Below are 12743 nucleotides of genomic sequence, written 5' to 3' on the forward strand. Positions count from 1 at the left end.
GTTACAGTGCCGGAATCCCCGATCCGCCGGACCCCGAGATGTCGCGCTTCCGCCCCGATACCTTCACGCTGCTCCTCATCGTCACGGTCGCCCTCGGCACCGTGCTGCCGGCTCAGGGCCGGGCGGAGGAGATCGTCTCCCTCGTCGCCAATGCCGGCATCGCGCTGCTGTTCTTCCTGCACGGCGCCCGCATCGACCGGCGCACGGCGGTGGCCGGGCTGGCGCATTGGCGGCTCCACCTCGTGGTGTTCCTCGCGACCTTCGGGCTGTTTCCGGTGCTCGGCCTCGCCGCCGGCCTGCTGAGCCCGACGCTCCTCACCCCGACGCTCGCCGCCGGCGTGCTGTTCCTGTGCGTGCTGCCCTCGACGGTGCAGTCCTCGATCGCCTTCACGTCGATGGCCGGCGGCAACGTGCCGGCGGCGGTGTGCTCGGCCTCGGCGTCCAACATCATCGGCATGTTCCTCACGCCGCTCCTCGTCACCGCCCTGCTGTCGGTCCACGGCTCGGGCTTCGAGTGGAAGGCGGTCGGCGACATCCTGCTCCAGCTCCTCGCGCCGTTCGTCCTCGGCCAACTGCTCCAGCCCTGGCTCGGCGGCGTCCTCAACCGCCACAAGCCGCTCACCAACATCGTCGATCGCGGCTCGATCCTGCTGGTGGTCTACCTCGCCTTCGGCCACGCCGTCGCCTCGGGGCTGTGGTCGCGCACGCCGCTGCCGGCGCTCGTCACCATGCTGGTCGTCGACGTGGTTCTGCTCGCCATCGTGCTCACGGTCACGACCGTCGCCAGCCGCCGCCTCGGCTTCTCCCGCGAGGACGAGATCACGATCGTGTTCTGCGGCTCGAAGAAGAGCCTCGCCTCCGGCGTACCGATGGCCAACGTCATCTTCGCCGGCCAGGACGTCGGCGGCGTGGTGCTGCCGCTGATGATCTTCCATCAGGTCCAGCTCTTCGCCTGCGCGGCGCTGGCCCGCCGCTACGCCCGCCGCGCCGCCGAGGTCGAGGCGCGCGAGGCCGCGGCCTTCGCCCCGACGCTCGCGCCGCGGCCGCGTTGACGAAGGATTCACCGCTTCGCGTCATTCTCCGTCGCGAGCCAGGGTTGCGTAACGGCTCGCTTCCTCGACCGGCCCCGTCGCATTCCCTGCGGCGGGGCCGCGCGCTTGAGGGGGCGTGAACCGTTCGTTCACCCTGTCGCTTCAGCCGGCGCAAACCGTTTCAGGCGAAGTCTCTCCGCGACGGCAGGTCCCTCCGGACCCGAGCGGAGACCCCCGATGAGCACCCTCGTCCTGCCGCGCCGGAACCTCGCCGCCGTTCCGGTGCGCCGGGCGCTGCACGGCTTCGGCCTCGCCCTGATGGCGGGCTTCATCTTCTTCGCCTGCTTCGCCTTCTCGGAGGTGGCGCCCTACGATGTCGTCGCGGTGCCGACGATCCTGGTCTGGCTCGGCCTCGGCATCCGGCTCCATCGCGGGGCGCTGCCCTTCGCCGGGCTGATGCTGCTCTATCTCGGCGCCGTCGTCGTCGCGCTGACGCCCTACCTCGACGAGACGCTGCCGGTGACCTGGACGATCCAGCTCGCCTACCTCGTCGTCACCGGCATCTTCTTCGCGATGTTCTTCTCCGACGACGTCGACCGCCGGATGGAGCTGGCGCTGAAAGTCTACACCGCCAGCACCCTGTTCTCGGCGGGCCTCGGCATCGGCGGCTATCTCGGGCTGATCGGCGAGGACGGGCTGTTCAGCCGCTGGGGCCGGGCCTCGGGCACGTTCCAGGACCCGAACGTGTTCGGCTCGTTCCTGATCCTCGGCGCGCTCTACCTGATGCACAACCTGCTCGGCGGCCGCGCCCGCCACCCGGTGCTGTCGGTCGCCGGCCTGCTCGTCCTGATGACCGGCGTCCTGCTGTCGTTCTCCCGCGGCTCGTGGGGCGCCACGATCGTGGCGACCGCGATCATGGTCGCGTGCCTGTACCGCTGCGCCTCCCGGCCGCTGCGCCGGCGCATCGCGCTGCTCTCCGGCGTCACGCTGGGCCTCGCCCTCCTGGCCTTCGCGGCCCTCTTGTCGGTCGGCAGCGTCGCCCAGACCCTGTCGCAGCGGGCGTCGGTGACCCAGGACTACGACGAGGGCGAGACCGGGCGCTTCGGCAACCAGCTGCGCGGCCTCGGCATGCTGGTCGAGGAACCGCTCGGCATGGGCCCGCTGCGCTGGCGCCGCACCTTCGAGGTCGAGCCGCACAATTCCTACATCGGCTCGTTCTCCAACGGCGGCTGGCTCGCCGGAGTGACCTTCCTGCTCCTCGTCGGGACGACCGCCTTCGTCGGCGTCCGGCTGATGCTGGTCGCCTCGCCCTCCCGCAGGCTCGCCCAAATTGTCGTCCCGGCCCTGCTGGTCTTCTTCCTGCAGGCGCTCCAGATTGACGTCGAGAAATGGCGCCACGTCTACATGATGCTCGGCATGGTGTGGGGACTGGAAGCGGCCCGCCGGCGCTGGAGCGCGGGGCGGGCCGAGACCGGCTGAGCGCGGCGCCGCCGCATCGTCCGTCCCGGCCTGCGGGGCGGGCACCGTGCGCGTCGCGCACGGGAAGAGGGGAACAGTCTTGCCGCGTTACCATTTCCACATCATCGACGGTCGCACCCTGCTCGACCCGGAGGGAGTGGAGCTGCCCGATGCCGCCGGGGCCCGCGACGAGGCGCTGCGCCTCGTCGGCGAGATCCTGCGCGATCCCGTGCAGAGCGTGGCCTTCGGCAGCCGCTGGCGGCTGGAGGCGACGGATTCCGCCGGCAACCTGCTGCTCGGCCTCGATCTCAGTCTCCCGGTCGCGGCCCCTGCCGGCGGCTGAGGCGGGCCCACTGCGGTTGGCCGGCGCGGGCAAATGGTCTAGAGCCGGCCGGCCCCGGATCCCCGCGCCGCCCTGCGGCCCCCGCGGGCCCCGTCACGACCGGAACGTCTGAAGTCTCATGTCCAAGCCCGCGAAGGCCGAGAAGGCCGCCACCCTCAAGCCCCGCCTGCCGCGCGGCTTCGTCGACCGCGGACCCGCCGACATCGCCGCCACCCACCGGATGCTGGAGAAGATCCGCGAGAGCTTCGAGCTCTACGGCTTCGAGGCGGTCGAGACCCCGTTCATCGAGTATACCGAGGCGCTGGGCAAGTTCCTGCCCGACCTCGACCGCCCGAACGAGGGCGTGTTCTCGTTCCAGGACGACGACGAGAGCTGGCTGTCGCTGCGCTACGACCTCACCGCGCCGCTCGCCCGCTACGTCGCCGAGCATTTCGACGCGCTGCCGAAGCCCTATCGCAGCTACCGCGCCGGCTACGTCTTCCGCAACGAGAAGCCGGGCCCGGGCCGGTTCCGCCAGTTCATGCAGTTCGACGCCGACATCGTCGGCTCGGCCAGCATCGCGGCCGATGCCGAGATCTGCATGATGGCCGCCGACACCCTGGAGCGGGTCGGCATCGCCCGCGGCGACTACGTGGTGAAGGTCAACAACCGCAAGGTCCTCGACGGCGTGATGGAGGCGATCGGCCTCGGTGGCCTCGAGCAGGCCGGGCGCCGCCTCACTGTGCTGCGCGCCATCGACAAGCTCGACCGACTTGGGCCGGACGGCGTGCGCCTGCTGCTCGGCCCCGGCCGCAAGGACGAGAGCGGCGACTTCACCAGGGGCGCGGGCCTCGCCGACGACGCCATCGAGCGCATCCTGCGCTACGTCTCGTTCCAGGCCGCGCCGACCCACGACGGCGACCGGCTCGCCTTCTGGGAGGCGTTCTTCGGCGGCTGGAGCGAGGTGGTCGGATCGTCCGAGACCGGCCGCGAGGGCATCGCCGAACTGCACGCGATCATGCGGCTGTGCGAGGCCGCCGGCTACGGCCACGACCGGGTGCGGGCCGACCCCTCGGTGGTGCGCGGGCTCGAATACTATACCGGCCCGGTCTACGAGGCCGAGCTGACCTTCCCGGTGGTGGACGAGGACGGCCAGACCGTGCGCTTCGGCTCGGTCGCCGGCGGCGGGCGCTACGACGGCCTCGTCGGGCGCTTCCGCTCCGAGCCGGTGCCGGCGACCGGCTTTTCGGTCGGCGTGTCGCGTCTGTTCTCGGCGCTCCAGATCATCCGCTCGCCGCTCGTCGCCGGGCACGCCAAGCCCGGCCCGGTGGTGGTGCTGGTCCTCGACCGCGAGGAGATCCCGGCCTACCAGCGCCTCGTCGCGTCGCTGCGGCAGGCCGGCATCCGCGCCGAACTCTATCTCGGCGCCTCCGGCATGAAGGCGCAGATGAAGTACGCCGACCGCCGCGGCGCGCCCTGCGTCGTCATCCAGGGCAGCGACGAGCGCGCCCGCGGCGAGGTCCAGATCAAGGACCTGATCGAGGGCGCCCGCGCGGCCGAGGCCATCGCCAGCAACGCCGAGTGGAAGGCCGCCCGGCCGGCCCAGTTCTCGGTGCCCGAGGACGAGATGGTGGCGCGGGTGCGCGAGGTGGTGGGACGCCATTTCGGCGGGTGAGCCGAGCCGTTCACGCTAAGCAGTGACGGGCGTCGCCAACCGGGCGCTCCCTTGCTAGACGGGCGCCCGTAAGGACGGATCAGGACCGATGACAGGGAACGGAGCGGCGGCGCAGCGGCCGTCGGCAGCGCACGAGCGTCTCCTGGCGCTGTTCGAGGGACGCGGCTACGCGCGGATCGAGCCGCCGGTGCTCCAGCCGATCGAGCCGTTCCTGGAGCTGTCGGGCGAGGACATCCGCCGGCGCATCTTCGTCACCCAGGACGAGGCCGGGGCCGAGCTGTGCCTGCGGCCGGAATACACGATTCCCGTCTGCCGCCACCACCGCGCCACCGCCGGCGAGGCCCCGGCGGAGTACAGCTATCTCGGCCCGGTCTTCCGCCTGCGCGGCCACGAGCCGGACGAGTTCCATCAGGGCGGGATCGAGTCGATCGGCCGGACCGACACCCCGGCCGCCGATGCCGAGATCCTGGCGCTCGCCGTCGAGGGGCTGGCGCGGCTCGGGCGCGAGGACGGACAGGTCCGCCTCGGCGACATGGGGCTGACCTCGGCGCTCCTCGACGCCCTCGGGGTCACCCCGGCGGCGCGGCGGCGCTGCCTGCGGGCCATCGCCGCCGGCCGCTCCCTGGACGACCTCGCGGCGCCGGTCGCGGTCGACGCCGCCCATGCCGGCCTGCTCAGCGCGATCCAGGGCCAGGATCCGCAGGGCGTGCGCGCCTTCGTCGAGGACGTGCTCGCCATCGCGGGCATCAGCCGGGTCGGCGGGCGCACCGCCGGCGAGATCGCCGAGCGCTTCCTCGCCAAGGCGGCGGCGCAGGGCAGCGGCGGCGCCGGCCTGTCGCCGCGCGCACGCGCGGTGATCGACGAGTATCTCGCCATCGCGGGCGACCCCGATGCGGCGGCGGGTGCCGTGCGCGACCTCGGCCGCCGGGCCGGGCTCGACGCGCCGGGCTTCGCGGCGGCGCTCGCCCTGTTCGAGGAGCGCGCCGGGTTCATGGCGGCGAGCGGCCTGCCGATCGAGCGCTACCGGTTCACTGGCCGCTTCGCCCGCAACCTCGACTACTATACCGGCTTCATCTTCGAGATCGCCGGAAGCGAGGGCGACCGCCCCTGGGTCGGCGGCGGCCGCTACGACGGCCTGCTGCGCCACCTCGGCAGCGCCGAACCGATCCCGGCGGTCGGCTGCGCCTTCTGGCTCGAGCGGGCGTTCCCGCGGGAGGGGCTGTGACCATGGCCGAGATCGCCGCCACCGACGGGCCGCTCGTCCTCGCCGTCCCCTCCAAGGGCCGCTTGCAGGAGAACGCCGCCGCCTTCTTCGCCCGCGCCGGGCTGACGCTCGCCCAGACCAGCGGCGTGCGCGATTACCGCGGCCACCTCAAGGGCGTCGCCGACGTCGAGGTGCGCTACCTCTCGGCCTCCGAGATCGCCGGCCAGCTCGCCAGCGGCGCGGCCCATCTCGGCATCACCGGCGAGGACCTGATCCGCGAGACGCTGCCGGATTCCGAGGACCGGGTCGAGCTGCTGACCCGCCTCGGCTTCGGCAATGCCACGGTGGTGGTGGCGGTGCCCCAGGCGTGGATCGACGTGCGCTCGATGGCCGATCTCGACGAGGTCGCGATCGACATGCGCCTGCGCCACGGCCGGCGCCTGCGCATCGCCACCAAGTACGTCAACCTGACCCGCCGCTTCTTCGCCGAGCACGGCGTCGCCGATTACCGCATCGTCGAGAGCCTCGGCGCCACCGAGGGCGCGCCCGCCGCCGGCAGCGCCGAGATCGTGGTCGACATCACCACCACCGGCGCGACGCTCGCCGCCAACGCCCTCAAGGTGCTCGACGACGGGGTCATTCTGCGCTCGGAGGCGAACCTCGTCGCCTCCCTCGCCGCCCCCTGGGGCGAGCGGGCCCGGGCCGCAGTGACGGCGGTGCTCGGCCGCATCGGCGCCGAGGAGCGCGCCCGCACCACCCGCGAGGTCCGGGCCGGGATGCCGGCCTCCGGCGAGATCGACCTCGCCGCCATCGCGGGCCTGCACGCGGCCGAACTGCCCTACGGCGCCCCCGAGGGACGAGGCGAGATAGTGATGCGCTGCCCCGCCGACGCGGTGTTCGACCTCGCCGGGTCGCTGGCGGCGGCCGGCGCCCAGGCGGTCAGCGTGCGCCGCATCGACTACGCCTTCGCGGCCGAGAACCCCCTGGTCGAGCGGCTGTTCGGACGGATTTGACCCCCGCATGACGCTGCGCGAGAGTGTTGGCGACGCGCCGGCCGGGAGCCGGCGCCGGTCCCAGGGTCTCGTGCATGACCAAGTTGCTCGAACAGGCGATGGACGCCGTGCGGCAGATGCCGCCTGCCGACCAGGATGCGATCGCCCAGGCGATTCTCAGTTTGCTGAGCCCAGGCGAAGCCGACGAGATCGACCCGGATCATCTCCAGGACGTGATCGAGGGACTGGCGGAGATCGACCGCGGCGAGGTTGCAACGGACGAGGAGGTCGAAGCTGCGTTCCGTAGTTTCGACCGGGGAACCTCGTCGTCTCCGACCGGGCGATCCGCCGTCTCCGGGAGACCTCGACCTACATCCAGGCCCATCATCCGGGTGCCGCGGACGATGTGAGGCAAGCGATCCGCAGCGCGTTCACGCTGATCGCGCATTACCCGGATGTCGGACGGAGGGTGCGCCCCCGGATCCGCCGTTTCGTCGTCCCGAGGCTACCCTATCTGGTCTACTACACCGTCGATGAGGGAGCCGGGACGGTGACGATCATCACCGTCCGGCATGCCGCGCAATCGAGGCGGGGGCTCGGTTGAAGGCGAGCCGCGCCGCCTACTCCGCCGCCTCCTTGAACACCGTCCCGGCCCGCGGCAGCGACAGGGCGTCCCACACCTCCGCCAGGGCGTCGGTGAGGCGGGCGATGTGGGCCTCGTCGTGGAACGGCGAGGGGGTGATGCGCAGGCGCTCGGTGCCGCGCGGCACGGTCGGGTAGTTGATCGGCTGGATGTAGATGCCGTGGCGCTCCAGCAGCCGGTCGGCCGCGGCCTTGCACAACTCGGCGTCGCCGACCATCAGCGGCACGATGTGGGTCTCGGTCGCCAGCACCGGCAGGCCGGCGTCGTCGAGGGCCTGCTTGGTCAGGGCGGCCTGGCGCTGGTGCGCCGCGCGCTCGGCCTGCGAGCCCTTGAGGTAGCGGATCGAGGCCGCGGCCGCGGCGGCGATCGCCGGCGGCAGGGCGGTGGTGAAGATGAAGCCCGGCGCGAAGCTGCGCACCGCGTCGCACAGGGCGCTGCTGCCGGTGATGTAGCCGCCGACGACCCCGAAGCCCTTGGCCATCGTGCCCTCGATCACGTCGACCCGGTGCATCACGCCGTCGCGCTCGGCGATGCCGGCGCCGCGCGCGCCGTAGAGGCCGACCGCATGGACCTCGTCGAGGTAGGTCATCGCGCCGTAGCGGTCGGCGAGGTCGCAGATCGCCCCGATCGGCGCGACGTCGCCGTCCATCGAGTACACGCTCTCGAACGCGATCAGCTTCGGCCGGTCGCCGGCCGCACGCAGCAGCTCCTCGAGATGCGCGAGGTCGTTGTGGCGGAACACCACCTTGTCGCAGCCCGAGTGGCGGATGCCCTCGATCATCGAGTTGTGGTTGAAGGCGTCCGACAGGATCAGGCAGTCCGGGATCAGCTTCGCGATCGTCGAGATGCCGGCCTGGTTCGAGACGTAGCCCGAGGTGAAGACGAGCGCCGCCTCCTTGCCGTGCAGGTCGGCGAGTTCGCGCTCGAGGTCGACCAGCGGCGAGTTGTTGCCGGCGATGTTGCGGGTGCCGCCGGCGCCGACGCCGCAGCGCCGCGCCGTCTCGGTCAGCGCCGCGACCACCGCCGAGTGCTGGCCCATGCCGAGATAGTCGTTGGAGCACCACACCGTGATCTCCCGGGTGCCGCCGTCGGGCTGGCGCCACAGGGCGGTGGGGAACCGGCCGGCCACCCGCTCGATATCCGCGAACACGCGGTAGCGCCGCTCGCCGTGCAGGCGATCGAGGGCGCCGCGGAACAGGGACTGGTAGTCGGTCGCGGTGTGACGGTCGGGCATCGGGGTCCTACGAGGCTGGCCGGACCGGGGGTCCGGGGCGGGACCGGGCGGGCCTCGGGGGCCCGTCGTGCGGCGCAGGCGCGAAGCCTGCCGTGGTCGCGCCGTGTTCGCGCTGATATGGCTCGTCCCTGGAACTGGAGCAGCTCCAAGGCGGCGGGGTGGTTGTCGCGCCTCCCGCACGGGCAAGGAACCCGGAAAATGGTCATGGCGACGATGGGTCGCGCGAGGGAAACGGGGCGATGAACGGAACCCGCGACGACGACAAGTCGCAGCGATTGCGCGCGGCGCTGAGGGACAACCTCAAGCGGCGCAAGGCGCAGGCCCGCGGCCGCGCCGCCGCCGGGCCGGAAGAAGACGCGCCGGAGCCATCGCCGGAGGCGACGGATCCGGTCCGTCGCGACGTGCGTTGAGGCAAGCGTAGCCGTTCGGTTGCCGCTTTTCGTGTTTACGACGTGACCGGAGGGCTCGGGCCGAGCCGACGCAACGAGGGGACGGTGCCGCGGCGCGAGCCGCGCGGCGCCGCACGAGGGATTCGACAATGGACCGCATTCACATCGTCGGCGGGGCAAAGCTGCACGGCGTCATCCCGATCTCGGGCGCCAAGAACGCGGCCCTGCCGCTGATGATCGCCAGCCTGCTCACCGGCGAGACGCTCGAACTCGCCAACGTGCCGCGGCTCGCCGACATCACCGCGCTGCTGCGCATCCTCGGCAACCACGGCGTCGACCACATGGTCGTCGGCAAGCGCCCGGGCCAGACCACCGAGACCGGCCAGACCATCCGGCTCACCGCCTCCAACGTCATCGACACCACGGCGCCCTACGATCTGGTCTCGACCATGCGGGCGAGCTTCTGGGTGATCGCGCCCCTGCTCGCCCGCTTCGGCGAGGCGCGGGTGTCGATGCCCGGCGGCTGCGCCATCGGCACCCGGCCGGTCGACCTGCTGCTGATGGCGATGGAGCAGCTCGGCGCGACGATCGAGATCGACGGCGGCTACGTCGTGGCGCGGACGAAGAACGGCCTGCGCGGTGGCGAGATCCACTTCCCGAAGGTCACGGTCGGCGGCACCCACGTCGCCCTGATGGCGGCGGTGCTGGCCAACGGCACCACGGTGATCGAGAACGCCGCCCGCGAGCCGGAGGTGGTCGACCTCGCCGCCTGCCTGACCAAGATGGGCGCCCGCATCCAGGGCGCCGGCACGCCGCGCATCGTCGTCGAGGGGGTGTCGCGCCTCAACGGCACCCGCCACGAGGTGCTGCCCGACCGGATCGAGACCGGCACCTACGCCATGGCGGTGGCGATGACCGGCGGCGACGTCACGCTGGAGAACACCCGCGCCGACCTGCTGCACAGCGCCCTCGACATCCTCGCCACCACCGGCACCGAGGTCACCCCGACCGCCGACGGCATCCGGGTGCGCCGCAACGGCGCCGGCGTCGCCGCCGTCGACGTCACCACCGATCCGTTCCCGGGCTTCCCGACCGACCTCCAGGCGCAGTTCATGGCGCTGATGACCCGCGCCCGGGGCCAGTCGCACATCCGCGAGACGATCTTCGAGAACCGGTTCATGCACGTGCAGGAGCTGGCCCGGCTCGGCGCACGGATCCGGCTGGAGGGCGACCTCGCGGTGGTCGAGGGCGTAGACCGGCTGAAGGGCGCGCCCGTGATGGCGACCGACCTGCGCGCGTCGGTCTCCCTCGTCATCGCCGGCCTCGCCGCCGAGGGCGAGACGATCATCAACCGGGTCTACCACCTCGACCGCGGCTTCGAGGCGCTGGAGGCCAAGCTCGGCCGCTGCGGCGCCGAGATCCGCCGCGAGCGCGCCTGAATCCTCAGCGCCCCTCGGCTTCCGCCAGGGCGAGGCCGGCGAGGCGGCGCAGTTGCGCCAGCGCCTCGCCGTCCGGATCGCGCGGGCGGGTGTCGGCGACGCACAGGGTGCCGATGCAGTGGCCGCCGGCGAGCACCAGCGGCTGCCCGGCATAGAACCGGATATGCGGCGGCCCGGTGACGACCGGGTTGTCGGCGAAGCGCCCGTCGCCGTGGGTGTCGGGGACCACCAGCGCGTCCGCCGCGCCGCGGCCGGCGGCCGCGACCGCGTGGTCGCACAGCGACAGGTCGCGGGCCGATTCCCGGAAGCCGAGGCCGATCGACGCCTTGAACCACTGCCGGTCGCGGTCGATCAGGGTCAGGGCGGCGTAGGGCGTCGCGAGGGCCTCGGCGGCGAGGCGCACGATGCGGTCGAAGCGCTCCTCCGCCGGCGTGTCGAGCAGGGCGAGCCCGGCCACGGCGGCCAGCCGCCCGGCCTCGTCGGGCCCCGGCACCGCCCGCTCCCAGCGGCAGGTCTCGCGCATCAGCCACGCCCGCAGCCGGGTGCGGGCGAAGGCGTCGGTGAACGGCGCCGCGAGCCGGTCGGCGAGGCCGAGCGCCTCGTCGCGCGCCGGGTCGGTGCCGGCCGCCGCCAGGACGAGGGCGGGCCTCGCCTCCGGGTCGCTGCCGGGTGCGCCGAGGGCGTCGCAGATCGCCGCCACCGCCGGGCCGGTCCCAGTCCCGTCGGTCAGCACCACCAGGGCCGGGCGGTGACGCGCCACCGCCGCCCGGACCGCCTCCGGCTGCACCGCCACCGCGTGCACCGGCACCTCGTCCTCCGCCAGCAGGCCGGCGATCCGCGCGCCCAGAGCCGGATCCGCGGCGGCCAGCACCACGGCGGCCTCGGTCCGGGCGGTGTCGGGCGCGCGCTCGGCGCTGGCTCCGCCGCGATGCGCCGCGGCCCCGGTCTGCGTCAGGTCGAGGCTCAGGCCCTCCGCCGCCGCGATCAGGTCCGGGCCGGGCGACGTCGCCCGGTAGCGGGCGACCAGGGCGTCGAGGGCGTCGTCGTCGCGCAGGGGATCGTGGTGCATCAGCGCGAGGCGCCGGGCGCCCTTCGCCGCCCGCAGGGCGTACTCGACCGTGCTGTGGCCCCAGCCCTGCCGGTCGCGGTATTCCTCGGCGGTGTACTGGGCGTCGTGGATCACGAGGTCGGCGCCGTCGAGGAATTCGGCGTGGCGGCGGTCGGGCCCGCGCAGGGGCGTGCGGCCCTCGGCGGCGCAGGCGGCGTAGGGCTCGTGGTCGAGGGCGTAGACGAGGCTCGCCCCGTCCGCCTGGAGCCGGTAGCCGAGGGTCAGGGCCGGGTGGTTGAGGTAGCGCGCCTCGACCGCGACGTCGCCGTCCGGCCCGAGGGCGAGGCTGCCCTCGACCAGCTCGTGGTAGCGGATCGTGGCGCCGAGCTGGTCGAGGGACACCGGGAAGTAGCGGTGCTGCATCTGCCCCGACAGGGTCTCGCGCAAGGAGGCGCCAAGGCCGCGCGGCGCGTAGATGTCCCATTCGTTGCCGGGCACGAACAGCGGCGCGAAGAACGGTAGACCCTGGATGTGGTCCCAGTGGGTGTGGGTGATGAGCAGGTGCCCGCGCCCGGCGAGCCCCTTCGCGGTGAGGTCGCGCCCGAGCGCGTAGGCGCCGGTGCCGATGTCGAGCACCACGAGGGTTCCGCGCCGCGAGCGCACGCAGACGCAGGAAGTGTTGCCGCCGTACCGGACCGTGCCGGGCCCGGGCACCGGCAGCGAGCCGCGCGTTCCGTAGAACCGAACCAGCATGGCGCCCTTCACCCGCGAGGTTCCGCCCGGCCTGCGCCGCACGGGCGCGATGATGCCTGCTTCGCTGCCCCTCGGGAAGGGGCGGCGTCGGATCAGGGCACGGCCTCGCCCCGCAGGACCCGGGCCACCGCCTCGGGGATCGGCGCCGCCTTCATCCGGCCGCGCTCCTCCGGGTGGTGGCCGGCCCAGACCCGGCGCTCGCGCCCCTCGACCGCGAGGGTGCCGGCGTTGAGCAGCCGGTGGCGGATCGCGAAGCTGGAGCGGCCGACCTCGACCACCGTCGAGACGATCTCGACGGTCTCGCCGTAGGACGAGGGCTTGAGGAAGCGCGCCCCGGTCTCGACCAGCGGGATGCCGATCAGGTCGTGCGCCGCCAGCAGGGCCGGCTTGGGCAGCCCGATCGCGGCTTCGAGCAGCAGCGCGCTCGACCAGTCGAAGAACCCGAAGAAGTTCGGGTTGAAGACGATGCCGGCGGGGTCGCAGTGACCCCATTCGATCGTCAGGGTGCGGGAATGCGAGAAACCCTCGCGCTCGTCGGTCGCGGTCACGGCGGCC

General features: G+C 72.9%; 13 protein-coding genes. 10 read left to right on the forward strand and 3 right to left on the reverse strand.

What is annotated here, in order from left to right; genetic code table 11:
* The first annotated feature begins 38 nt into the window (after positions 1-38).
* The 8 genes from EOE48_RS07510 (at position 39) to EOE48_RS07545 (ending at position 7286) form a co-directional block, all read left to right on the forward strand.
* Positions 39-1052, forward strand: coding sequence for a bile acid:sodium symporter family protein (locus EOE48_RS07510; RefSeq protein ID WP_127728172.1), 1014 nt, complete (start codon positions 39-41; stop codon positions 1050-1052).
* Between the two features lie 216 nt (positions 1053-1268).
* Entirely contained in the window at positions 1269-2510 is a 1242-nt protein-coding gene (locus tag EOE48_RS07515) for an O-antigen ligase family protein (protein WP_127728173.1), read from the forward strand.
* Positions 2511-2589: 79 nt separating this feature from the next.
* On the forward strand, positions 2590-2832 hold the full coding sequence (locus EOE48_RS07520; protein WP_127728174.1) for a DUF6894 family protein: 243 nt from the start codon (positions 2590-2592) through the stop codon (positions 2830-2832).
* Between the two features lie 118 nt (positions 2833-2950).
* Positions 2951-4486: a histidine--tRNA ligase gene (gene hisS, locus EOE48_RS07525; RefSeq protein ID WP_127728175.1), complete on the forward strand. Its 1536-nt coding sequence runs from the start codon at positions 2951-2953 to the stop codon at positions 4484-4486.
* 88 nt (positions 4487-4574) lie between these two features.
* Positions 4575-5711 (forward strand): ATP phosphoribosyltransferase regulatory subunit, encoded by a 1137-nt coding sequence (locus EOE48_RS07530; RefSeq protein WP_127728176.1) that lies wholly within the window; start codon positions 4575-4577, stop codon positions 5709-5711.
* Positions 5712-5713: 2 nt separating this feature from the next.
* Positions 5714-6703 carry an ATP phosphoribosyltransferase gene (gene hisG / locus EOE48_RS07535; RefSeq protein ID WP_127728177.1) on the forward strand — a complete coding sequence of 330 codons (990 nt, stop codon included), beginning with the start codon at positions 5714-5716 and terminating at the stop codon, positions 6701-6703.
* Positions 6704-6777: 74 nt separating this feature from the next.
* Entirely contained in the window at positions 6778-7092 is a 315-nt protein-coding gene (locus EOE48_RS07540; protein ID WP_246154027.1) for a hypothetical protein, read from the forward strand.
* Positions 7056-7286 (forward strand): type II toxin-antitoxin system RelE/ParE family toxin, encoded by a 231-nt coding sequence (locus EOE48_RS07545; protein WP_246154040.1) that lies wholly within the window; start codon positions 7056-7058, stop codon positions 7284-7286. Before EOE48_RS07540 ends, EOE48_RS07545 begins: the two co-directional genes overlap by 37 nt.
* 16 nt (positions 7287-7302) lie before the next feature.
* Here the strand turns inward: EOE48_RS07545 and hemA are convergent, their stop codons facing one another.
* A complete protein-coding gene (gene hemA / locus EOE48_RS07550; RefSeq protein ID WP_127728178.1) occupies positions 7303-8559 on the reverse strand; it encodes a 5-aminolevulinate synthase in 1257 nt (418 codons plus the stop codon).
* A 239-nt stretch (positions 8560-8798) separates the two neighbouring features.
* Between hemA and EOE48_RS29105 the strand changes: the two genes are divergently transcribed.
* Complete coding sequence (locus EOE48_RS29105; RefSeq protein WP_187371339.1) at positions 8799-8969, forward strand: hypothetical protein; 171 nt, start codon at positions 8799-8801, stop codon at positions 8967-8969.
* Between the two features lie 128 nt (positions 8970-9097).
* Positions 9098-10387: a UDP-N-acetylglucosamine 1-carboxyvinyltransferase gene (gene murA / locus EOE48_RS07555; protein WP_127728179.1), complete on the forward strand. Its 1290-nt coding sequence runs from the start codon at positions 9098-9100 to the stop codon at positions 10385-10387.
* Between the two features lie 4 nt (positions 10388-10391).
* Here the strand turns inward: murA and EOE48_RS07560 are convergent, their stop codons facing one another.
* Both EOE48_RS07560 and EOE48_RS07565 read right to left on the reverse strand, forming a co-directional pair.
* Positions 10392-12188 carry an MBL fold metallo-hydrolase gene (locus EOE48_RS07560; RefSeq protein ID WP_127728180.1) on the reverse strand — a complete coding sequence of 599 codons (1797 nt, stop codon included), beginning with the start codon at positions 12186-12188 and terminating at the stop codon, positions 10392-10394.
* Positions 12189-12280: 92 nt separating this feature from the next.
* Positions 12281-12736, reverse strand: a complete 456-nt coding sequence (locus EOE48_RS07565; RefSeq protein WP_127728181.1) for an acyl-CoA thioesterase — start codon at positions 12734-12736, stop codon at positions 12281-12283.
* Positions 12737-12743: the final 7 nt, after the last annotated feature.

Origin of the sequence: Methylobacterium oryzihabitans, assembly GCF_004004555.2 — a bacterium.
Lineage (GTDB): Bacteria > Pseudomonadota > Alphaproteobacteria > Rhizobiales > Beijerinckiaceae > Methylobacterium > Methylobacterium oryzihabitans.

Coding starts and splice junctions, on each gene's coding strand:
- hemA (WP_127728178.1), bottom strand. CDS start 8,559: ATGCCCGACCGTCACACCGCGACCGACTACCAGTCCCTGTTCCGCGGC.
- hisG (WP_127728177.1), top strand. CDS start 5,714: ATGGCCGAGATCGCCGCCACCGACGGGCCGCTCGTCCTCGCCGTCCCC.
- EOE48_RS07540 (WP_246154027.1), top strand. CDS start 6,778: ATGACCAAGTTGCTCGAACAGGCGATGGACGCCGTGCGGCAGATGCCG.
- EOE48_RS07510 (WP_127728172.1), top strand. CDS start 39: ATGTCGCGCTTCCGCCCCGATACCTTCACGCTGCTCCTCATCGTCACG.
- EOE48_RS07515 (WP_127728173.1), top strand. CDS start 1,269: ATGAGCACCCTCGTCCTGCCGCGCCGGAACCTCGCCGCCGTTCCGGTG.
- EOE48_RS07560 (WP_127728180.1), bottom strand. CDS start 12,188: ATGCTGGTTCGGTTCTACGGAACGCGCGGCTCGCTGCCGGTGCCCGGG.
- EOE48_RS29105 (WP_187371339.1), top strand. CDS start 8,799: ATGAACGGAACCCGCGACGACGACAAGTCGCAGCGATTGCGCGCGGCG.
- hisS (WP_127728175.1), top strand. CDS start 2,951: ATGTCCAAGCCCGCGAAGGCCGAGAAGGCCGCCACCCTCAAGCCCCGC.
- EOE48_RS07530 (WP_127728176.1), top strand. CDS start 4,575: ATGACAGGGAACGGAGCGGCGGCGCAGCGGCCGTCGGCAGCGCACGAG.
- murA (WP_127728179.1), top strand. CDS start 9,098: ATGGACCGCATTCACATCGTCGGCGGGGCAAAGCTGCACGGCGTCATC.